This is a genomic window from Streptococcus oralis (assembly GCF_023110435.1).
Lineage (GTDB): Bacteria > Bacillota > Bacilli > Lactobacillales > Streptococcaceae > Streptococcus > Streptococcus oralis_CF.
The window spans coordinates 407,865-428,863 of the sequence record NZ_JALDWB010000001.1; the positions used below are offsets into that span (position 1 = coordinate 407,865).

The 20,999-nt window shown below is 38.8% G+C and carries 26 protein-coding genes, 4 pseudogenes and 1 other annotated feature; of the genes and pseudogenes, 22 read left to right on the top strand and 8 right to left on the bottom strand.

Annotated elements, in window-relative coordinates; translation table 11 throughout:
• The first annotated feature begins 38 nt into the window (after positions 1-38).
• Positions 39-174: a sequence feature (ribosomal protein L10 leader region), on the top strand.
• A 38-nt stretch (positions 175-212) separates the two neighbouring features.
• The 3 genes from rplJ (at position 213) to M1F97_RS02075 (ending at position 2,095) form a co-directional block, all read left to right on the top strand.
• On the top strand, positions 213-713 hold the full coding sequence (gene rplJ, locus M1F97_RS02065; RefSeq protein ID WP_247944034.1) for a 50S ribosomal protein L10: 501 nt from the start codon (positions 213-215) through the stop codon (positions 711-713).
• 74 nt (positions 714-787) lie between these two features.
• Positions 788-1,156 carry a 50S ribosomal protein L7/L12 gene (rplL, locus tag M1F97_RS02070; RefSeq protein ID WP_001196964.1) on the top strand — a complete coding sequence of 123 codons (369 nt, stop codon included), beginning with the start codon at positions 788-790 and terminating at the stop codon, positions 1,154-1,156.
• 372 nt (positions 1,157-1,528) lie between these two features.
• Complete coding sequence (locus tag M1F97_RS02075; protein WP_125844287.1) at positions 1,529-2,095, top strand: hypothetical protein; 567 nt, start codon at positions 1,529-1,531, stop codon at positions 2,093-2,095.
• 21 nt (positions 2,096-2,116) lie between these two features.
• Here the strand turns inward: M1F97_RS02075 and M1F97_RS02080 are convergent.
• Positions 2,117-2,437 (bottom strand): annotated as a pseudogene (locus M1F97_RS02080) (NADP-specific glutamate dehydrogenase); the annotation flags it as partial.
• On the opposite strand from M1F97_RS02080, the pseudogene M1F97_RS02085 reads away from it, so the two are divergent.
• The 4 genes and pseudogenes from M1F97_RS02085 to M1F97_RS02100 form a co-directional block, all read left to right on the top strand.
• A pseudogene (locus M1F97_RS02085) lies at positions 2,418-3,230 on the top strand (DUF2268 domain-containing protein); the annotation flags it as partial. The pseudogenes M1F97_RS02080 and M1F97_RS02085 sit on opposite strands and share 20 nt — an antisense overlap.
• A 62-nt stretch (positions 3,231-3,292) precedes the next feature.
• Positions 3,293-3,661 carry an EXLDI protein gene (locus tag M1F97_RS02090; protein ID WP_084976376.1) on the top strand — a complete coding sequence of 123 codons (369 nt, stop codon included), beginning with the start codon at positions 3,293-3,295 and terminating at the stop codon, positions 3,659-3,661.
• Between the two features lie 212 nt (positions 3,662-3,873).
• Complete coding sequence (locus tag M1F97_RS02095; RefSeq protein WP_125844283.1) at positions 3,874-4,878, top strand: NADP-dependent oxidoreductase; 1,005 nt, start codon at positions 3,874-3,876, stop codon at positions 4,876-4,878.
• A 16-nt stretch (positions 4,879-4,894) separates the two neighbouring features.
• Entirely contained in the window at positions 4,895-5,539 is a 645-nt protein-coding gene (locus M1F97_RS02100; protein WP_084976170.1) for a TetR/AcrR family transcriptional regulator, read from the top strand.
• A gap of 96 nt (positions 5,540-5,635) precedes the next feature.
• On the opposite strand, the gene gdhA is transcribed toward M1F97_RS02100, so the two are convergent.
• Positions 5,636-6,982: an NADP-specific glutamate dehydrogenase gene (gene gdhA / locus M1F97_RS02105; RefSeq protein WP_247944035.1), complete on the bottom strand. Its 1,347-nt coding sequence runs from the start codon at positions 6,980-6,982 to the stop codon at positions 5,636-5,638.
• 226 nt (positions 6,983-7,208) lie between these two features.
• Here gdhA and M1F97_RS02110 point away from each other — a divergent pair, with 226 nt between their 5' ends.
• From M1F97_RS02110 to M1F97_RS02140, 7 genes are all read left to right on the top strand, one after another.
• Complete coding sequence (locus M1F97_RS02110) at positions 7,209-8,144, top strand: dihydroorotate oxidase (protein ID WP_247944036.1); 936 nt, start codon at positions 7,209-7,211, stop codon at positions 8,142-8,144.
• A gap of 32 nt (positions 8,145-8,176) precedes the next feature.
• A complete protein-coding gene (gene holA / locus M1F97_RS02115; protein WP_247944037.1) occupies positions 8,177-9,214 on the top strand; it encodes a DNA polymerase III subunit delta in 1,038 nt (345 codons plus the stop codon).
• Between the two features lie 69 nt (positions 9,215-9,283).
• Positions 9,284-9,889 (top strand): superoxide dismutase SodA, encoded by a 606-nt coding sequence (gene sodA / locus M1F97_RS02120; protein ID WP_045590960.1) that lies wholly within the window; start codon positions 9,284-9,286, stop codon positions 9,887-9,889.
• Positions 9,890-10,044: 155 nt separating this feature from the next.
• Positions 10,045-10,575, top strand: a complete 531-nt coding sequence (locus tag M1F97_RS02125; RefSeq protein WP_247944038.1) for a YutD family protein — start codon at positions 10,045-10,047, stop codon at positions 10,573-10,575.
• 20 nt (positions 10,576-10,595) lie between these two features.
• On the top strand, positions 10,596-11,681 hold the full coding sequence (rlmN, locus tag M1F97_RS02130; RefSeq protein WP_000804768.1) for a 23S rRNA (adenine(2503)-C(2))-methyltransferase RlmN: 1,086 nt from the start codon (positions 10,596-10,598) through the stop codon (positions 11,679-11,681).
• A gap of 1 nt (position 11,682) precedes the next feature.
• Entirely contained in the window at positions 11,683-12,162 is a 480-nt protein-coding gene (locus M1F97_RS02135) for a VanZ family protein (RefSeq protein ID WP_049520694.1), read from the top strand.
• 1 nt (position 12,163) lies between these two features.
• Entirely contained in the window at positions 12,164-13,705 is a 1,542-nt protein-coding gene (locus M1F97_RS02140) for an ABC-F family ATP-binding cassette domain-containing protein (protein ID WP_169446240.1), read from the top strand.
• Between the two features lie 43 nt (positions 13,706-13,748).
• Here M1F97_RS02140 and M1F97_RS02145 read toward each other — a convergent pair whose 3' ends face one another.
• From M1F97_RS02145 to M1F97_RS02165, 5 genes are all read right to left on the bottom strand, one after another.
• Positions 13,749-13,988, bottom strand: a complete 240-nt coding sequence (locus M1F97_RS02145) for a zinc-ribbon domain-containing protein (protein WP_000600214.1) — start codon at positions 13,986-13,988, stop codon at positions 13,749-13,751.
• A 27-nt stretch (positions 13,989-14,015) separates the two neighbouring features.
• A complete protein-coding gene (locus M1F97_RS02150; RefSeq protein WP_169446239.1) occupies positions 14,016-14,822 on the bottom strand; it encodes a peptidylprolyl isomerase in 807 nt (268 codons plus the stop codon).
• Between the two features lie 108 nt (positions 14,823-14,930).
• The gene (locus M1F97_RS02155) at positions 14,931-15,203 is read right to left on the bottom strand and encodes a hypothetical protein (RefSeq protein ID WP_009013947.1); all 273 of its coding nucleotides are present in this window, start codon (positions 15,201-15,203) and stop codon (positions 14,931-14,933) included.
• Between the two features lie 76 nt (positions 15,204-15,279).
• Positions 15,280-15,504: a helix-turn-helix transcriptional regulator gene (locus M1F97_RS02160; RefSeq protein WP_001041097.1), complete on the bottom strand. Its 225-nt coding sequence runs from the start codon at positions 15,502-15,504 to the stop codon at positions 15,280-15,282.
• A gap of 2 nt (positions 15,505-15,506) precedes the next feature.
• The gene (locus M1F97_RS02165; protein WP_169446237.1) at positions 15,507-16,103 is read right to left on the bottom strand and encodes a DUF3796 domain-containing protein; all 597 of its coding nucleotides are present in this window, start codon (positions 16,101-16,103) and stop codon (positions 15,507-15,509) included.
• Between the two features lie 526 nt (positions 16,104-16,629).
• On the opposite strand from M1F97_RS02165, the gene M1F97_RS02170 reads away from it, so the two are divergent.
• The 4 genes and pseudogenes from M1F97_RS02170 to M1F97_RS02185 all read left to right on the top strand — a co-directional run bounded on the left by M1F97_RS02170 (position 16,630) and on the right by M1F97_RS02185 (position 18,580).
• Positions 16,630-17,238: a CadD family cadmium resistance transporter gene (locus M1F97_RS02170; RefSeq protein WP_169446236.1), complete on the top strand. Its 609-nt coding sequence runs from the start codon at positions 16,630-16,632 to the stop codon at positions 17,236-17,238.
• A 17-nt stretch (positions 17,239-17,255) separates the two neighbouring features.
• On the top strand, positions 17,256-17,594 hold the full coding sequence (gene cadX / locus M1F97_RS02175; RefSeq protein WP_000711078.1) for a Cd(II)/Zn(II)-sensing metalloregulatory transcriptional regulator CadX: 339 nt from the start codon (positions 17,256-17,258) through the stop codon (positions 17,592-17,594).
• Between the two features lie 50 nt (positions 17,595-17,644).
• Positions 17,645-17,770 (top strand): annotated as a pseudogene (locus M1F97_RS02180) (helix-turn-helix domain-containing protein); the annotation flags it as partial.
• A 228-nt stretch (positions 17,771-17,998) separates the two neighbouring features.
• Complete coding sequence (locus M1F97_RS02185) at positions 17,999-18,580, top strand: TMEM175 family protein (protein ID WP_000711074.1); 582 nt, start codon at positions 17,999-18,001, stop codon at positions 18,578-18,580.
• Between the two features lie 407 nt (positions 18,581-18,987).
• Here the strand turns inward: M1F97_RS02185 and M1F97_RS02190 are convergent.
• Positions 18,988-19,176, bottom strand: a pseudogene (locus M1F97_RS02190) (hypothetical protein).
• A gap of 177 nt (positions 19,177-19,353) precedes the next feature.
• Between M1F97_RS02190 and rpsP the strand changes: the two are divergent.
• From rpsP to M1F97_RS02210, 4 genes are all read left to right on the top strand, one after another.
• The gene (rpsP, locus tag M1F97_RS02195; RefSeq protein WP_000268760.1) at positions 19,354-19,626 is read left to right on the top strand and encodes a 30S ribosomal protein S16; all 273 of its coding nucleotides are present in this window, start codon (positions 19,354-19,356) and stop codon (positions 19,624-19,626) included.
• Between the two features lie 19 nt (positions 19,627-19,645).
• Complete coding sequence (gene kphA, locus M1F97_RS02200) at positions 19,646-19,885, top strand: RNA-binding protein KphA (RefSeq protein WP_000379617.1); 240 nt, start codon at positions 19,646-19,648, stop codon at positions 19,883-19,885.
• Between the two features lie 43 nt (positions 19,886-19,928).
• Positions 19,929-20,264 carry a MazG nucleotide pyrophosphohydrolase domain-containing protein gene (locus M1F97_RS02205; RefSeq protein ID WP_169446235.1) on the top strand — a complete coding sequence of 112 codons (336 nt, stop codon included), beginning with the start codon at positions 19,929-19,931 and terminating at the stop codon, positions 20,262-20,264.
• A 73-nt stretch (positions 20,265-20,337) separates the two neighbouring features.
• Positions 20,338-20,928, top strand: coding sequence for a putative immunity protein (locus tag M1F97_RS02210; protein WP_169446234.1), 591 nt, complete (start codon positions 20,338-20,340; stop codon positions 20,926-20,928).
• Positions 20,929-20,999: the final 71 nt, after the last annotated feature.

A 20,999-nucleotide genomic window follows, 5' to 3' on the forward strand; every position in this document is an offset into this window, starting at 1 on the left:
AAATCTTGCATTCTTTTTTTGTCTATGCTATACTTATATACGGTTTGAAAAAACTGCCTAAGACAGTAGGGGAGCTCGACTCATAAAGATCCTACCGAGGACAAAACGTATCATGTAAAAAGAAGCGTATTGTACTTTCGTGTCTAGGTTTGGGCGCGTTTTTCTTTTGGAAAAATTCCCCAAGCAAAATAATTACGGAGGTGAACACACTAATGAGTGAAGCAATTATTGCTAAAAAAGCGGAACTAGTTGACGTAGTAGCTGAAAAAATGAAAGCTGCTGCATCTATCGTCGTTGTTGACGCTCGTGGTTTGACAGTTGAGCAAGATACAGTTCTTCGTCGTGAGCTTCGTGGAAGCGAAGTTGAGTATAAAGTCATTAAAAACTCAATCTTGCGTCGTGCAGCTGAAAAAGCTGGTCTTGAAGATCTTGCATCAGTATTTGTTGGACCATCTGCTGTAGCATTTTCTAATGAAGATGTTATCGCACCAGCGAAAATCTTGAACGACTTTGCTAAAAACGCTGAAGCACTTGAAATCAAAGGTGGTGCAATCGAAGGCGCTGTCGCATCTAAAGAAGAAATCATTGCTCTTGCAACTCTTCCAAACCGCGAAGGACTTCTTTCTATGCTCCTTTCTGTACTTCAAGCGCCAGTGCGCAACGTTGCTCTTGCAGTCAAAGCGGTTGCAGACAGCAAAGAAGACGCAGCTTAATCTTAAGCTACGCAGCGTAGCCTAGCTACGAAAAATCTATTATAAATTTAAAAACATATTTGGAGGAAATAACAATGGCATTGAACATTGAAAACATTATTGCTGAAATTAAAGAAGCTTCAATCCTTGAATTGAACGACCTTGTAAAAGCTATCGAAGAAGAATTTGGTGTAACTGCAGCTGCTCCTGTAGCTGTTGCTGCAGCTGGTGCTGCTGACGCTGGTGCTGCTAAAGACTCATTTGACGTTGAGTTGACAGCTGCTGGTGACAAAAAAGTTGGCGTTATCAAAGTTGTACGTGAAATCACTGGTCTTGGTCTTAAAGAAGCTAAAGAACTTGTTGATGGTGCACCAGGTGTCATCAAAGAAGGCGTTCCAACTGCAGAAGCAGAAGAAATCAAAGCTAAATTGGAAGAAGCTGGAGCTTCAGTTACTCTTAAATAATAGAGAAACTACATTAGTAGCTTAAAAACATGATTAAACCGCTATTCTTAGGAGTAGCGGTTTTTCTTTATAATTGAAAAGAGAAAATTTATAAAGTGTCTCCAGTTGTTCCATAAGATTTTCATCATAAAGTTCTGGAGTTTGATTAGAGAACCATGTCAATCAAACTCCAGCGCTCGATAAAGCGATGATGTATCTGTGGAAGGAGATTATGTTTGCTAAGGTATTTTTTGCAGAAATAGTGGTACAATATCCTTAGAATAGTTCAAAATTTATCTTTGCTAGGGGAAAGGGAGATTGAACTCCCTGATGCATCCGTCTTAGTATGGGATTAATGTCCTATAAAAAGGAAATGTTATAAAGGTGATATTGATGGAAAGATATGAATTTACAGCGACAACAGCAAAATCAGATATAATAATTGGTATCCTTTTTCCCATGTTCCTCATGCTTCCTGTATTGGGAATACAGTTGGCTATATTCTATTTAAAACTGAATGATTTTTTTAAATCACAGCCTCTTTTTCTTTATACGATAGTATTAGTATTTTTTGGTATTAGTTTTCTTTTAATTAAAAAAATACAAGGTAGTCTAGTGAAGAATTTTGTCGTAGAATTATCTGGAAGAAATATTAGGATTTGGTGTGATGGAAAGGAGATTGTATCAGGAGAAGTTATTTTCTGTAGGATAAAAAATAAGGAGCCTAAACTGAGGGCGAGAGCCTTAAATGTAGACATAGACACCAAGGGGGATAATATTAAATTTCGAGTTCGGTCTAAGGAATATGAAAATTTATCATCTTATACTTGGAATCCTCTCGGGACAAGCAAACCCTCTGATGTAGAAACGTTATTATCTTTGGGCAAAAAAATAAAAAATGCTATGGAAGAAGAAGTTTTGATAGAAGATGAAGCTTCAAAAAAACCTCGATCGTTTTGATTGAGGTTTTTAGCATATTTCTTAAACAACACCTTGTGCAATCATAGCATTGGCTACATTTTCAAAGGCAGCGATATTTGCTCCTGCAAGGTAGTCAGTACCAAGACCGTATGTTTCAGCAGTTGTTTTAGCTGTGTTGAAGATGTTTGTCATGATGTCTTTGAGGCGGCCGTCAACTTCTTCACGTGTCCATGAAAGGCGAAGGCTGTTTTGGCTCATTTCAAGTGCAGATACAGCTACACCACCAGCGTTGGCAGCTTTGGCAGGTCCATAAAGGATTCCGTTTTCTTTGTAGACTTTAATCGCATCAAGGTTGCTAGGCATGTTGGCACCTTCTGATACGAAATACCAAACTCAACATATTCCTCTGAAAGCCAAGTATCCCGAAGGATTTGATGCTTTGTTCCTACTTGGTTTTATGAATCAGCTACCCGGAACTCTGTCAGAGAAGGATAGACCAGCTATCGACGCTCTGAGCTCTGATCAACTCTGGCAAGATTGTCAGGATACTATCAATAGGAGTATCGGTCTTTTTAAGCAAGCTGGCTATGACTTAGAGGTTGAGGATTACCATTTTACTATTTTACTGGGCAATCCAGAAAAACCTATGCTACAGCTTAATAAGGGATACAGTGGAGATGGAGGAATTCCAGGATACCTCATGCTTAGTCTGTTGCCGAATGACTATACTTTACCACGTGTGCAAGCCGCGTTGGCTCACGAGTGCAACCACAATGTTCGCTTCCAATTTATCAAATGGAACCAGCAGACAACACTAGCAGACTGGGTAGTCAGTGAAGGATTAGCAGAGTCTTTTGCTGCTGAGCTCTATGGTAAAGAGCTCATCGGATCCTGGGTCACTTCAACTAGTTCCGAGCAGTTAGAAGAGATTAAGCCCATCATCTCAAGTCAGCTTCAGCTAACAGGGATGGCGGAAATGGCTCCTTATCTTTACGGTGATGAAATAGCTGAGATTCAAGGTCAAATACCGGTTGGAATGCCCTATGCTGCAGGCTATGCTTATGGCTATCATCTGATACAAGCCTATCTGAAAAAGACTGGCAAGAGCATTATTGAGGCCACAGTAACACCGACAGAAGAAATTTTAGAGGCTACTAAAGATTTTTGGAAATGATACTTTTGCTTGCAAATCTGCCAGAGTCTGATATAATGAAAGTAATTTTTGGAGGTGACTATATGCACTATAAAAGAGTTGAATTAAAAGTCACAAATCAGGGTATCCATGAGCGCAAGATTTTTCAAGGAGTTAAAATTTTCAGTCGGAGCAAGCTGTCCAAAGATCAGAAAAGCATTCTGACGCAGAAGCTTTACCTGACACCGAAGCAAAATATTGTTTACTATCAACGGAAAGATATCAATTATGACCAGAACTGGCATCATCATAAGGACTATTATGAACTAACTTTTGGCCATATAGATAGAGAGACTGTTTTTAAGGTTTGTCAAGATTTTGACGAACTAAGTCCTTTTCTGGAAAATGAGCTGCTTGAGAAGCTAAAAGAAAAGCAGTCAACAGGCAAATTTTTTGAAAAATTAGATATATAAAAATCCGGCTGCTTTTATAAGCAGTCGGATTTCTTTGAGTTATAGTTTGATAATCTTTCATGATAAAAATAGATCTATTTTTATCATGAACAGCTCACTTAGTTAGAACTTTTGGAAACAGTATAGTTGACATCTATGGGGAATAAGCATATAATTAAGAAAAATGATTGAGTGCTCACTCAATTTTTTAGATGTGTAAAGGAGTTCATACAATGGTTGTTCAAGCAATACAATATAGTCGTTTCGGTGATGAAGAAGTGTTAGATTTAGTGAACATTAAATCTGATTCTTTGAAAGTGAATCAAGTTAGGGTAGAAGTTTATGCAGTTGGTTTAAATCCTATTGATTATAAAACTTTTGAGGGTGCAAAGCCACTTCGTTTTCTATCTTTTATGACGAAACTAAGGAAGCCAAGTCATTGGTTTGAATCAAAATCATCTCTTTTTCCAAGAGGTATTGGTCGGGATTTTGCTGGAGTTATCACAGAAGTTGGTGAAGGAGTAAGTCGGTTTGCAGTAGGTGATAAGGTTTTTGGAACAATGATCAGTGACCCTGGATTAGGCACCAAGAGGGGAGCTTTGGCAACAGAAATTTGTGTCAATGAATCAGAAATTGTGTTGAAGCCAGAGATGATTGATATGAACCATGCAGCTACTATGGGTGTAGCCTCTCTAACTGTGGGAGGTGCTTTTAGAAAGATTGAGCTAAACTCTAAAGATGTTGTAGTTATTTCAGCAGCAGCAGGAGGTATTGGAAGTATCGCAGTACAGTATGCGGTTGCTAAAGGTGCGACAGTTATTGGAATTGCGAGTAAGAAAAATTCAGATTATCTGAAGTCTTTAGGTGCTATACCGGTAGCCTACGAAGAGAACATCCAGAATGCTCTTCTATCAGCAAGTGCAAAGCCAATTACAAAATTCTTGGATTGCTATGGAAGTGATTATGTTAAATTGGCTTTCAGTTTGGGATTGAAGGGCACGGCTATTGGAACGCTAGTACCTTCACCATATGTTATGATAAAAGGTGCCCAGTTCACGGGTCCGAGACATTCCACATATGATGATTTGAACACTCTAGCAGAAATGGTCTCAGAAGGGAAGGTTCGGCTGAATATTGATCAGGTTTATGATTTTTCTCTAAAGTCAGTTAGAGAGGCATATCGTAGTCTAAAATTGGGACACACTCGAGGTAAGAAAGTCGTAAAAGTAAGAAAGTAGCAGAGAGGTGCCAGCAATGGAAAGTTTAGAACAAAAGTATGCTCAGACATTAGAAAATAGCAATTTGAGTTTAAAACAACGTCAAGTATTGTTATCAAGTCTAAAGCTATTTTCGGAAATTGGTTTTGAAAATACAAAAGCCAGTCTTATCGCTAAGGAGGCTGGAGTTTCAGAAGGAACAGTTTTTAGTTACTTTAAGACCAAGGAAGGCATCTTAGAGGCTATTCTGTCAACTTTTCTCGAACAGGTTATTCCAGATGTAATTGCTGATTTTTCTGAGAAGAAATTTACAGCAAACCAAGAGTCTTTTCCGCTATTTTTAAGAAGTATTGTTCGGGATAGACTAGTTTTCATTCAGGAGAATCAAATGCAAGTTAAAATTCTCTTGAACCGTTCTTTTATTGATGAAACGATTTCTGACCAGTTAGGGAATGTTATTGTTCACTCTATCATTAAGCAAATTAGTCCAGTTCTGAATCAGTTTAAAGAAAATGGTGCTATCCGAGAGTGGTCAAATGAAAGAATTGTTCGTTATATTCTAGCCTTGAGTCTTTCTTATGTTCTTCCAATGATGTTGAATGATAATGAGGATCTAGACATAGATGAAGCAGTAAATGAAATAGTTGAATGCCTATCTTTTGCCTTGGTAGAGGTAAAATAAATCTTAATTTTAAGCTTACTATTTTAAATCGTGAGCTTTTTTGAAGCCAACATAAAAATCCCCAATCATAATGACTGAGGATTGAGCAAATGAATCTTAAACAATACCTTGGGCAATCATAGCATTGGCTACATTTTCAAAGGCAGCGATATTTGCTCCTGCAAGGTAGTCAGTACCTAGACCGTATGTTTCAGCAGTTGTTTTAGCTGTGTTGAAGATATTTGTCATGATGTCTTTGAGACGTCCGTCAACTTCTTCACGTGTCCAAGAGAGGCGAAGGCTGTTTTGGCTCATTTCAAGAGCAGATACAGCAACACCACCAGCGTTGGCAGCTTTGGCAGGTCCGTAAAGGATTCCGTTTTCTTTGTAGACTTTAATCGCATCAAGGTCGCTCGGCATGTTGGCACCTTCTGATACGCAGATAACACCTTGGGCAACCAAACGTTTAGCAGCTTCACCGTTGATTTCGTTTTGAGTCGCACATGGAAGCGCAATGTCATAGTTTCCAGAGTAAGTCCATACAGAACCTTCATGGTATGTAGCAGTTGGTTTCTCAGCAGCGTATTCTGTCAAGCGAGCGCGACGGTTATTTTTCACATCTGCTAGAAGGTCGAAGTCAATACCATTTTCGTCAATGACATAACCATTTGAGTCAGATACAGAAATGACAGTAGCACCGAGTTCAGTTGCTTTTTGAAGAGCGTATTGAGCTACATTACCAGAACCTGAAATAACTACTTTTTTACCAGCAAAGCTGTTACCGTTAGCTTTGAGCATTTCTTCGGTATAGTAAACCAAACCGTAACCAGTTGCTTCTGGGCGAATCAAGCTACCCCCAAATCCAAGAGGTTTACCAGTCAAGACACCCGCATCAAATTGATTAAGACGTTTGTATTGTCCGTAAAGGTAACCAATTTCACGTCCACCAACACCGATATCACCAGCAGGTACGTCAAGAGATGGTCCGATGTATTTTTGCAATTCTGTCATAAAGCTTTGGCAGAAGCGCATCACTTCAGCATCAGTTTTCCCTTTAGGATCGAAGTCTGATCCACCTTTACCTCCACCGATTGGAAGTCCAGTCAAAACGTTTTTAAAAATTTGTTCGAAGCCGAGGAATTTCAAGATCCCTTGGTTTACAGTTGGGTGGAAACGAAGTCCGCCTTTATATGGTCCAACAGCTGAGTTAAATTGAACACGGTAACCACGGTTGACTTGAACTTTTCCATCACGGTCAACCCAAGGAACACGGAAAGAAATCACGCGCTCAGGCTCAGTGATACGTGCCAAGATATTTTCTTCGATATACTCAGGGTGTTTTTCAAATACAGGTTCCAAAGTGCTGAAGAATTCTTCAACCGCCTGGAGAAATTCAGCCTCATGCCCGTTACGAGCTTTTACAGTTTCAAACACGCTTTGGATATAGTCTTTAGCAGATGTCATATCGTTCTCCTTTGTTGTTATATTTTATTACATGAGCAATTATAACAGAATTCTTTTTCAGTGTAAAGAAAAAAACAGAAATTTTCTAAAAATTCTTTCAATTTACAGTAAACTATTTTTCTGATAGTAAAAACCGAACGTTTTATATAGAAATTAGTTTTTCAAAGAGAAAATCTTAAAGTATGGTATAATATTAAAAATAAAAGGAATCTGGAGGATCAGAATCATGGTATCAACAAAAACGCAAATAGCTGGCTTTGAGTTTGACAATTGCTTGATGAATGCAGCGGGTGTTGCTTGTATGGCGATAGAAGAGCTTGAAGGGGTCAAAAACTCAGCGGCGGGTACTTTTGTTACGAAGACTGCGACCTTGGACTTTCGTCAGGGAAATCCTGAACCACGTTATCAGGATGTTCCACTTGGTTCCATCAACTCCATGGGCTTGCCAAATAATGGCTTAGACTACTATCTGGACTACCTTTTGGACTTGCAGGAAAAAGAACCAAACCGTACTTTCTTCCTATCTTTAGTTGGCATGTCTCCAGAAGAAACACATACCATCTTGAAAAAAGTTCAAGAGAGTGAATTCAAAGGACTGACAGAGCTTAATCTCTCTTGTCCAAATGTTCCAGGAAAACCTCAGATTGCCTATGATTTTGAGACAACAGACCGTATCTTGTCAGAGGTATTTGCCTACTTTACCAAACCTCTTGGAATCAAGTTGCCACCATATTTTGATATTGTTCACTTTGACCAAGCGGCAGCTATTTTCAACAAATATCCGCTCAAGTTTGTCAACTGTGTTAACTCTATCGGGAACGGCCTTTATATAGAAGACGAATCGGTCGTGATTCGTCCTAAAAATGGTTTTGGAGGCATTGGTGGAGAGTATATCAAACCGACTGCTCTTGCTAATGTGCACGCCTTCTATCAACGTTTAAATCCGCAAATCCAAATCATTGGAACGGGTGGCGTTCTGACAGGTCGTGATGCCTTTGAACACATCCTCTGTGGTGCCAGCATGGTGCAGGTGGGAACCACCCTCCACAAGGAAGGCGTCGGTGCTTTTGAGCGCATTACCAATGAACTAAAAGCAATCATGGCAGAAAAAGGTTATGAGAACCTAGAAGATTTCCGTGGGAAATTGCGCTATATTGATTAAAGTTAGTGAAAAATCAGAAGAAAGGAGAGAAGATGATAGCCATAGAAGACAGTCAAAAGTTGACTTTGTCAAACTTACCTAGTATGACCCTATTTACCGGTGCCGATCAAGGTCAGTTTGAAGTTATGAAGAGTCAAGTCTTGAAACAGATTGGCTATGATCCAGCTGACCTCAACTTTGCCTACTTTGACATGAAAGAAGTAGCCTATAAGGATGTGGAACTGGAGCTAGTCAGTCTCCCTTTCTTTGCGGATGAAAAAATCGTGATATTAGATCATTTTGTCGATATTACAACGGCCAAAAAGCGCTTTTTGACAGATGATGAGCTCAAGTCATTTGAGGAATATCTTGATAATCCTTCACCAACAACCAAATTATTGATATTTGCGGAAGGAAAACTGGATAGTAAAAGACGGCTGGTCAAACTGCTCAAACGCGATGCGACTGTCTTTGATGCTATTGAACCCAAGGAACAAGAACTGCGTCAGTATTTCCAAAAATGGAGTCAGACACAAGGTCTGCAGTTTGTGGGGCAATCCTTTGAAAATCTACTTATCAAATCCGGTTTTCAATTTAGTGAAATCCAGAAAAATCTCCTTTTTTTGCAGTCTTATAAGTCCGACGGCGTGATTGAGGAGAAGGACATTGTCGAGGCTATTCCCAAGACCTTGCAGGACAATATTTTTGATTTAACTCAGTTTATCTTGGGTAAAAAAATCGACCTGGCCCGTGACTTGATTAGAGACTTGACCTTGCAAGGGGAGGACGAAATCAAGCTCATAGCTGTTATGTTAGGACAGTTTCGAACCTTTACCCAGGTGAAAATTTTATCAGAGACTGGTCAGACGGAATCGCAGATCGCAAGCAGTCTGGGAACTTACTTGGGGCGCAATCCTAATCCTTATCAAATCAAGTTTGCATTGAGAGATTCGAGAGGGATTTCCTTGATCTTTCTCAAGCGAGCGATTTCTTATTTGATTGAAACAGACTACCAGATTAAGACAGGTGTCTATGAAAAAAGTTACTTGTTTGAAAAGGCACTCTTGCAGATCGCTGCAGAAGCTAATTGAGCAAAAAACTTGAAAAAAGAGGATGATTGCGTTATCATTTTCATATAGAAAGAAAAAGAGGTATTACAGATGGCTATTATCTTACCAGACCTTCCATACGCATACGACGCTTTGGAACCATACATCGATGCTGAAACAATGCACTTGCACCATGACAAACACCACCAAACTTATGTCAACAATGCAAATGTAGCTCTTGAAAAACACCCTGAAATTGGTGAAGACCTTGAAGCTTTGCTTGCTGATGTAGACTCTATCCCAGCTGATATCCGCCAAGCGCTTATCAATAACGGTGGTGGACACTTGAACCACGCTCTTTTCTGGGAATTGATGACTCCTGAAAAGACTGCTCCATCAGCAGAACTTGCAGCAGCAATCGATGCAACATTTGGTTCATTTGAAGAGTTCCAAGCAGCCTTTACAGCAGCAGCTACAACTCGCTTTGGTTCTGGATGGGCTTGGTTGGTTGTCAACAAAGAAGGGAAGCTTGAAGTAACTTCAACAGCAAACCAAGACACACCAATCTCAGAAGGCAAAAAACCAATCTTGGGCTTGGACGTTTGGGAACATGCTTACTACGTGAAATACCGCAACGTGCGTCCTGACTACATCAAAGCTTTCTTCTCAGTTATTAACTGGAACAAAGTAGACGAGCTTTACGCAGCAGCTAAATAATAAAATGTGGAGGGAAGAGTCAATCTTCTCTTTTTAAGATTTTCAAGCAGAAGTCTGACAAAATCGTCAGACTTTTTTCATTTTTATGAGAAACGTGCTAACTGCTAGAAATTATGGTAGAATAGAGTGTTAAGTAATCGTGGAAAAGGAAGACTATGCGTAAAGAAATTGCACCTGAATTATACAACTATAACAAGTTTCCTGGCCCAGAATTTCAAGTAAATGGGGAAAAGGTTGAGACTGAAGGAATCGCTTTTACCTTGGTTGAAAATATCAAGGATGCTTTCGATGTGACAGTCTTTAATCAACGCTTCTCAGAAGTGTTGACCAAGTTTGATTATGTCGTGGGGGACTGGAGCAATGAACAGCTTCGTCTACGTGGCTTTTACAAAGACGACCGAACAGAGGAAAAAATTGAAAAAATCAGTCGCTTACAGGACTATCTTTTAGAGTACTGTAGTTATGGTTGTGCCTATTTTGTCCTAGAAAATCAAGCACCGAAGCGGGCTTCATTTGACAAGAAAATGCGTAGAAAAGAGGAGGAAAACTCTTCTAGAAAGAGAAAGAAACCTTCGCAAAACAAGAGAAAACCAAATGCGGATAAGCGAAATAGACGTCGTCATAAGGAGCAAAAGTCTCAGAAAGAGGACAAGGGACAGCGCCATTTTGTCATTCGTCAGAAATAGATAGAGAATAAGGAGAAGAGATGAAACCGTCTATTTATAGTTTAACACGTCAAACCATGCAAGAATGGGTATTAGAACAAGGAGAAAAGAAATTCCGTGCAGATCAAATCTGGGAATGGCTCTACCGTAAACGTGTCCAGTCATTTGAAGAAATGACCAACCTTTCCAAGGATTTGATTGCCAAGCTCAATGAGCAGTTTGTGGTCAATCCCTTGAAACAACGCATTGTACAAGAGTCGGCTGATGGTACTGTTAAGTATCTTTTTGAGTTGCCAGATGGCATGTTGATTGAGACAGTACTTATGCGTCAACACTACGGTTTGTCAGTCTGTGTGACCACCCAGGTTGGTTGTAATATTGGTTGTACCTTCTGTGCGTCAGGCCTGATTAAGAAGCAACGTGACCTCAATAACGGGGAAATCGTAGCGCAGATCATGCTAGTTCAGAAATACTTTGATGAGCGTGGTCAGGACGAACGTGTCAGCCATATCGTTGTCATGGGAATTGGTGAACCATTTGATAACTACAACAATGTTTTGAATTTTGTCCGTACCATCAATGATGACAAGGGGATGGCTATCGGTGCTCGTCACATCACTGTTTCTACCTCAGGTTTGGCTCATAAAATTCGTGACTTTGCTAATGAAGGCGTACAGGTCAATCTCGCTGTTTCCCTTCACGCACCCAATAATGAATTGCGCTCAAGCATCATGAAGATCAACCGTGCCTTTCCGATTGAAAAGCTCTTTGCAGCTATTGAGTACTATATCGAAACAACTAATCGCCGTGTAACCTTTGAATACATCATGCTCAATGAAGTCAACGATGGCGTTGAACAAGCCTTGGAGTTGGCGGAATTGCTCAAGAATATTAAGAAATTGTCATATGTCAACTTGATTCCTTATAACCCAGTTAGTGAACACGACCAATATAGCCGTAGTCCTAAAGAGCGCGTGATGGCCTTTTATGATACCCTCAAGAAAAAAGGGGTCAACTGTGTTGTTCGTCAAGAACATGGTACTGATATTGATGCAGCTTGTGGACAATTGCGCTCCAATACAATGAAACGTGACCGCCAGAAGGCAGTCGCAGCGGTAAATCCATAAAATGACTAAAAAAAGAGAATTAATCTTAAGATTGGGAGTGGCTGTTTATAGCCTATGCATTGTCTGTTTTTGTTTTACTCCCCAACCTCAACTTCCTACAGGAGTGGAAACTCCAGGTATTCAAACTTTTGGACGCCTGGTTTTTCTTTTAACTCCCTTAAACTCCCTTTGGAATCTGGGTGAAGTGACTAGCCTTCTGCAGCTATTCTGGATATTTTTGCAAAATGCCTTAAATATACTCTTGCTCTTCCCACTGATTTTCCAACTTCTCTATCTTATGCCTGGTCTAAGAAATACTAAGAAAGTGATTTTGTTCAGTTTTTTACTAAGTCTAGGAATTGAGTGTACGCAACTAGTTTTAGATTTTTTCTTCGACTTTAATCGCGTCTTTGAGATTGATGATTTGTGGACCAATACCCTGGGAGGCTATTTGGCTTGGCTCCTCTATAAAGGACTGCATAAAAACAAGATAAGGAATTAAAATGAGTATTTTAGAAGTTAAAAATCTGAGTCATGGTTTTGGTGACCGTGCAATTTTTGAAGATGTGTCCTTCCGTCTCCTCAAGGGTGAACATATCGGTCTGGTCGGTGCCAATGGTGAAGGGAAATCAACCTTTATGAGCATCGTAACTGGTAAGATGTTACCAGATGAAGGGAAAGTTGAGTGGTCCAAATATGTGACTGCTGGTTACCTGGATCAACACTCAGTTCTGGCTGAAGGTCAAACTGTTCGTGATGTGCTCCGTACAGCCTTTGATGAGCTTTTCAAAGCAGAAGCACGTATCAATGACCTCTATATGGAAATGGCCGAAGACGGAGCGGATATCGATGCACTCATGGAAGAAGTTGGCGAACTCCAAGACCGTTTGGAGAGTCGTGATTTCTATACCTTGGATGCTAAGATTGATGAAGTGGCGCGTGCCCTTGGTGTCATGGACTTTGGCATGGATACGGATGTAACAGCATTATCAGGTGGACAAAGAACCAAGGTCCTTTTGGCTAAACTTCTCCTTGAAAAACCAGATATTTTGTTGCTTGACGAGCCAACCAACTACTTGGATGCTGAACACATTGACTGGCTTAAGCGTTATCTCCAAAACTATGAGAATGCCTTTGTCTTGATTTCGCACGATATTCCTTTCCTCAATGATGTGATTAATATCGTCTATCATGTGGAAAATCAACAGCTGACGCGTTACTCTGGTGATTACTACCAGTTCCAAGAAGTTTATGCCATGAAGAAATCTCAGCTGGAGGCAGCTTACGAACGTCAGCAGAAAGAGATAGCGGAACTAAAGGACTTTGTCGCTCGAAACAAAGCTCGTGTTGCAACACGTAATATGGCCATGTCCCGTCAGAAGAAATTGGATAAGATGGATATTATCGAACTCCAAAGCGAGAAACCAAAGCCATCCTTTGATTTCAAACCGGCTCGTACGCCAGGGCGATTTATCTTCCAAGCCAAGGACTTACAGATTGGTTATGACCGTCCACTTACCAAACCATTAAACCTCACCTTTGAACGCAATCAAAAGGTTGCCATTATTGGAGCCAATGGTATCGGGAAAACAACCCTCTTGAAGTCTCTCTTGGGCATTATTCCACCAATTGCTGGAGAAGTCGAACGTGGCGACTATCTAGAACTTGGCTACTTTGAGCAGGAAGTAGAAGGGGGCAATCGTCAGACGCCTCTAGAAGCGGTCTGGAATGCCTTTCCAGCACTCAATCAAGCAGAAGTCCGTGCAGCCCTTGCTCGTTGTGGCTTGACAACCAAACATATCGAAAGTCAGATTCAGGTCTTGTCAGGTGGGGAACAGGCCAAGGTGCGTTTCTGTCTCTTGATGAACCGTGAAAACAACGTTTTAGTGCTGGACGAGCCAACCAACCACCTAGATGTGGATGCCAAGGATGAACTCAAACGTGCTCTGAAAGAGTATAAGGGTTCAATCCTCATGGTTTGCCACGAGCCAGACTTCTATGAAGGCTGGATGGACCAAATCTGGGACTTTAACAAGTTAACTTAAAAGCACTAAAAAAGCCAAGTCGAAATGACTTGGCCTTTTTTGACTAGTAATTTAAATAGTTTTCAACTTCAGATTTCTCAATTTCTTTACCGTAGTGGCAAATCGGACAAGAAACGAAGTAACTTTTACCATAAGGAAAAAGTGGAATCCAGTAGAGGGTAAATTTGCGCCCTGTTTCAACAATTTCCCACGTGTCGACATTGTTACAGTGACCACATTCGATCGCAGTTTGCGTATGTCCCAAATCTTTCTGATAACCTTTAGAACCCCAAAATAGAATCATATCATCGTCTCCTTATCTGTTGATGGTTTATTTCTTGCTGAAGTCGTAGTCTTTCACCACTTCGATACTATCGATAGTGATAGCAGACGTTGGTTTGTCTTTCTCATCTTTTTCAGCTTTGGCAATCTTGTCAACAACGTCCATGCCATCGATGACTTGACCAAAGACAGGGTGTTTGCCATCTAGACTAGGATTTCCGCCTTCTTTATAGGCTTCGATGATTTTCTTAGGATACTTGCTGGTAGGAAGTTTAGTTGAAATATCTGTCGAGTTTTGGTTGATGAAGAATTGGCTACCGTTGGTATTTGGTTGACCAGTGTTAGCCATAGCAAGGGCACCGCGGATATTGTATAGGTAAGGAGAGATTTCATTTTTGAAACCAGTTCCCTTGTCCTTCGTTTTGTCCTTATCATGCCAGATGGATTGGCCCCCTGTACCATCTCCCTTAGGATCTCCAGTTTGGACCATAAAGCCATCGATGACACGGTGGAAGGTGATTCCGTTATAGTAGCCTTCTTTAGCGTGAGTGAGGAAGTTTTCAACTGCTAGAGGAGCTAGTTTGGGGAAGAGTTTGATGCGAATATCACCCTGACTTGTGTGGAGAATGACTTCGGCTTCATCTTCAGCAACTTCCTTAGAAAGTTGAGGGAAGTTGGCATTTTCATTGGTCAAAGCGTCATTCAAATCTTTGGCAGCCTGAGCAGCTGCTTTTGAGCTTTCTTCTGCTGCAAGACTAGAGTCGACATAGTCATCACCACGGAGACCACGTTGGATACTAGTACATCCTGCAAGGGCAATAGATGATAGTAAAAGAAGGGTTGCTAGTTTTTTCATTGTTTTCCTCTCAAAAATTCATTTCTATCATTGTACCCTAAAAGGGAGGTGATTTCAAATATTTGTGACAAGGTAGTTTAAGAGGAAGCCGACCAGAAAGTCGCTTGCTTAGAGATTTTTCTTTGGATGACGGTCGATAATGTCCTGGTACTGTTCCAGTATCTGCTCCCCCTTTGGAGTCAATTTGTAACCACGAATTGAAAAGTAACTTGCTAATTCTTCTTCTGAAAAGTTGTCACGAAGGGATTGGTCCAAATATGGAGCCCTCATCTTAGACAGTCCTGTCATTCCCTTGCTTTTCAGAATATTCTTTTTTATGGTGGCATTTAGATGGTCAAGTGAATCAAAAGCTGTCTTAATGACAGCATAACCTTTTTCCACAGAGTTTTTAGATGCTTTGGGGTATCAATATCATAAGTGTACTCAAAGTATTTAGGAAACCAGGTCTCGAAAAGAATTATGCTTCCTCTTTCTGTCTGAGTTCAAAGAGGTCTTCTACTTTAAGATTAAAAACTTGAGCAATTTTAAGAGCCATTTCCAGCGAAGGGTTGTAACGGTTATTTTCCAAGTGCAGAATTGTCTCGCGTCGCATGCCGATGAGGTCGGCTAACTCCTGCTGGGTCATGCCTGTGGACTCACGAACAGATTTGAGATTAGTAATAATTTTGCTTTCTTTGGCCATGCTTATCCTCTACGTTCCAAGATAAGATAGACAACCGAAAAGATGCAAATCAAGGCAGCTATGCTAATAAATATCTGTCCCATGTAAAGAGTGAGAGACCCCATATACCCAATGATAACTGCTAGGATCATCAGTGCGCCTAGTATAAAAACAAACATTAAGCTAGCTGCCTTTGCTAAATTAGCATAAAAGCGTTCGTCCGGAGTTTCCTTGACATTTTTTAAAGAGAAAAAACCAAATACAATCACTTCAATAACGAGGCCAATTCCCAAAATCCATTCTTTAATACCAGAACTTTCGCTTGGGGTCGCAACCCAAATCCCTACTGTATAAAAAATGCTTGCTGCAAACAAAAGTATCGTGTAAAGCTTAGCAGACAAGTCAAAAATAATCTTTCCCTTACCTTTCTGACTCTTATGAGGCCATGGTTTCATATGTAGCCAGCTCCAAATAGCTACAATTTGACCTGATACTGAAATACCAGCAATAACTAACTTGGGTCCCCAACTAAGATTAGAACCAAATAAAACAATAAAATCAATAAAGAGAGCTACGGCAATCATTGCAATGAGGCCACGCATTTTTTGACTTTTTTTCATGATAGACTCCTTTTTTGTGTTATAAATATATCACACTTAAAATTATGTTATAAATATATCACACTTAAATTTATAAAGCAAGAATTTATGTGTCAATGTGGCAATTATTTGAAAAAATTTTTTAATTAAAGACCTCGCTAGTCAAACAACTAAAGAATTCTTTGAAGCAATGCATCGTATTTGGTTTGATAGTTTCGTTAATAATATTTGATGATAAAGAATTTTTGGAAAATCTAGACACTGTATGAATCTCTACTTTTTTTCTTAGGCTTTTATAAAGTCTGTCAGAATAGGCTTTGTAGGTGTAGAAGTTAATTTTTACAGAAGTGAAGTAAGCATTCAATACGAATCAATACATAAGAAAAACTCTGATTTCAAGCGTTTTTTCTTTTTTCAATTTTAATACATTTCACTATATTTCAGTCCAATCTCTACCTTCTTATCTATACTTTGATGGAGCTGAAGTTGACATCTACAAAGTTTAATGTTAAAATTCATTCAAAAATATATTTGAATGAGGTGTTTTATGATTCAAAATGTTGTTACTTCAATAATCCTGTATTCTGGGACAGCCGTAGACTTACTTATTATCCTAATGTTATTTTTTGCCAAAAGAAAAAGCAGAAAAGACATCATTAACATCTATTTAGGACAATTTCTAGGCTCTGTTAGTCTAATATTGCTAAGTTTACTTTTTGCATTTGTCTTAAATTATATTCCTAGTAAAGAGATTTTAGGTTTGCTCGGTTTGATTCCAATTTTCCTAGGGCTCAAAGTTTTGCTTTTAGGAGATTCTGATGGAGAAGCTATTGCAAAAGATGGTTTGCGAAAAGACAATAAAAACCTGATTTTTCTAGTCGCTATGATCACTTTTGCAAGTTGTGGCGCTGACAATATTGGTGTCTTTGTCCCATATTTTACCACCTTAAATTTAGCGAATTTGATAGTGACTTTACTTACTTTTCTAGTCCTGATTTATCTCTTGGTTTTTTCTGCCCAAAAATTAGCACAAGTCCCTTCTGTTGGAGAAACTTTGGAAAAATATAGCAGATGGTTTATTGCCGTTGTCTATTTAGGATTGGGGATGTATATCCTGATTGAAAACAACAGCTTTGACATGCTATGGGCTGTGTAAGGCTAGGAGAATAAATTATGAAAAAAGATAGTATCTGTCAAGTGGATGTTATAAATCAACAAAATGTTACAACCGCAACGAACTACCTTGAAAAGGAAAAAGTCCAAAAATCACTTCGCATTTTATCAAAATTTACCGATAATAAACAGATAAATATCATCTTTTATCTCCTTGCCGTCGAAGAACTCTGTGTCTGCGATATAGCCTGTTTATTAAATCTCAGTATGGCATCTGCCTCCCACCATCTTCGTAAACTAGCCAATCAAAACATCTTGGACACTAGAAGAGAGGGGAAAATTATATATTATTTTATAAAAGATGAGGAAATCAGAGATTTTTTTAATCAACTAGGATAACAACTATTTTTACTACTTTCTACTTTTCCATGATTATAGGGGGATTATATATGAAATTTTTTGAAGAAAATTATTCACAAGAAATACCTACTCGTATCAAAAATTTAAGAAAAAAATACAATATTACACAAAGCGAACTAGGCAATGCAGCTCAAGTTAGCCAAGTTGAAAAGGGAGGAATTTGAAAGAAAATGTATCTTTGATAGTAGTCATTTATTGTGAAATATGATATATTTATTAATTAGATGGATGAATATTTCTAAAGTTAAATAAAATATGACAGATACATGTTTTTTAGTGTATCTTGTTTGTACTCAAAGTATGAAATGAATATCTAATATTTAAGATTAATAAATATTATACGATGAGATAGAATGCTACAAAATGAAAGGTGATGTAATCTGATGAAGAAAGATAGATTAATTGCATTGACAGATGCGGTTCTAGCAATTATAATGACTATCCTAATCTTAGAATTAGAAAAACCAACGACACCAAGTCTTCAAGCTTTTTGGGATTTACGGCAAAATTTCTTTGCTTATTTTCTTTCCTTTTTCTGGTTAGGATCGTTATGGATGGCACTAAACACACTATGGGAAAAGGTTGAGAAAATTTCCCCACAAATTGTTTGGTGGAATTTGTTTCTTTTATTTTTTGTTTCATTTATGCCCTATGCTACTGGAATCGTTAGTAGTCATTTCATGAACCATACGGCACAGCTCTTTTATGGACTGATCGTTATTGTTTCAACGGTAGCAAACTGGTTTTTACATAAAGTAATTGATAAACCCAATATAGATCAGAAAGAATTACTTGAAGCTACCGCACAATATAGAAAGTTATTGATACCTGACCTAATAATTAAAGGAGTGGGATTGATTCTATCCTTAATTCTCTATCCTCCGATTATGATGTATAGTGTTTTAATTGCGGCATTTTACATCATAACTTTAAAAACACTATCTGAAAAAAGAGTGAATAACTAAAAAACGGTGACCAAAGTTAGGTGTATTATTTTAATGATTACAGACCTAAACTATTCCCCTATTTATAATTTATTGATTCATATTTTATGAAATTAAAAAGTAGATATCGTTCTGAAAATCCTTGATATTACGCTGTTTTTAGTCCAACTGAAACGCATACTTTCCAAACCAGATTTTAAGAAAGCTCGTAAAGCTAGGTAGTTTTCTAAACGTTAAAAACTAGCTACAATACAGCATTTACAACACTTCATGGTTCACACCATGGGGTGTTTTTGATGATTTTAAGCAAAATTCACACCATTTAATTGAAAGTTATTTAAATTAGATAAAAATTTGTTTTCTGAAAAAGTGGGAAAACATTGATTTTAAGCGAATTTTGAATCATATTCGAATGGGAGTTTTTAAAATCATGTTTCGGTTGTAAAAGTGCCAAAGTTGATTCTCCATAGGAGAATGATATCTCCTGCTAGTAAATCATCTGCTAATAGGTCCATGTGTCATTTGGGAACGGGCTTGAGATTTAGTAGCCAAGCTTCGACATCACGATTAAGAGAGATATAGGGCTTGACAGGGTAGTTATCAAAAGTAGTATTCATAAATTTTTTCTTTCTAATTTATCTCTATTAATCTAATAAATTTCTAAAAAATTTAAAAATTTTTAACTCTGTCAAGTTTTTTTCTTGACACCTCTCGAAAATCTGTTATAATAGAACATGTGCTAAATAGCTTAGCTATTTCACCGAAATAAAAAATAAGAAAAGAGACATTAAAAAATGGCAGTTAAAATCCGTTTGACTCGTATGGGTTCTAAGAAAAAACCTTTCTACCGTATCAACGTAGCAGACTCACGTTCACCACGTGACGGACGTTTCATCGAAACAGTTGGAACTTACAACCCACTTGTTGCTGAAAACCAAGTAACTTTGAAAGAAGACCGCGTTCTTGCATGGTTGGCTGATGGAGCTCAACCTTCTGATACAGTTCGCAACATCCTTTCAAAAGAAGGCGTATTGAAGAAATTCCACGATTCTAAATTCTCAAAATAAGTTTAAAGTAGGTTGACAGATGGATACGATTGAAAATCTCATTATTGCGATTGTGAAACCCTTGATTTCACAACCAGATGCCTTAACTATCAAGATCGAAGACACACCAGAGTTTTTGGAGTATCACTTGGATCTTGACCAAAGCGATGTCGGTCGTGTTATCGGTCGTAAGGGTCGTACTATTTCTGCGATAAGAACGATTGTCTACTCTGTCCCAACTGAAGACAAAAAAGTAAGAATCGTTATCGATGAAAAATAAAGAAAGCGGGACAGATGTCTCGCTTTTTTGTTAGGAGGAGAAGATGAAGGATTTAACGTTTAGACAATTACAAGCCTATTTACTCGAACATTACCAACAGTCTCGGACTGAGGAAGGCCTCTTTATCAAGCTAGTGGAGGAAGTCGGAGAAGTAGCCGAGGTCTTGAATGGGCGCTCCGGTCGAAAAAAGGGCGTTCAGGACTCAAACGAGGAACTAGCCAAAGAACTGGCTGATATCATTCATTACACCGTCGCAATTGCAGCTATCAACGATATTGACCTAACCAAAACCATCTTTGAGAAAGATAAGAAGGCTGCCATTAAGTATCAGCATGAACGAGATTTGGAAGAATTTTTGGAAAACCTCCAAGAGAACTAGGAGTAATCTCTTTTCACTAATATGAAAGGTTTCTCCTAGCTTACGGTAGCTAGTAAGAAAGAATGAGAAAGCAATGAGACCAGAGGACTATGCATGGAATGAGTTTGAACGAACTGCCTATAAGACTAAAATGAATCACCTACCCAGTCCTTACAAAGTTGCCATTTGGGACGACTCTGAGAAAAGATTGGAACTAGAACAAATACTGGATAGACTTCCTCAGAAAGAACTAGCTCGATGGGCATTAGAGAACTCGCGAAATTTCTTATCTTTAATTGATATCGGTGATGAAGGTGAGAAAAATAAAATAATTCGGCAAGCTTATGAGGCTTTTGATGCACGATTGAGAAATGAGTTCTCACCTCATGAGTTGAGAAAAGCAGGTTTCGCAGCAAATCTCCTCTCTAAAAATGCCCAAAATCAAATCGCTAAGTACGCAGCCAGAGTTTTTGTACAAGCCATCTCAACTGCTCATATGAGAGGACATGCCATTGTTTCCGCGGATTATGCTATCAAAGTAAGGAATCTCCAAGAGGCAGACAAGTTAGAACTTGTGAGACAAGAACGAGAAAAGCAGATTAGACTCGCAGAGTCCTTTTTAAGCTATGTTGTAGATAAAGGGAGAAAGAAGGTACAAAATAGGAATCCTAGAAATAGCATCTAGGATTTTACTATGCTAAAATGGATAGACAGTCTCAAAGAATTCTAGTCAATTAATCTTGAGAATAGCTATTT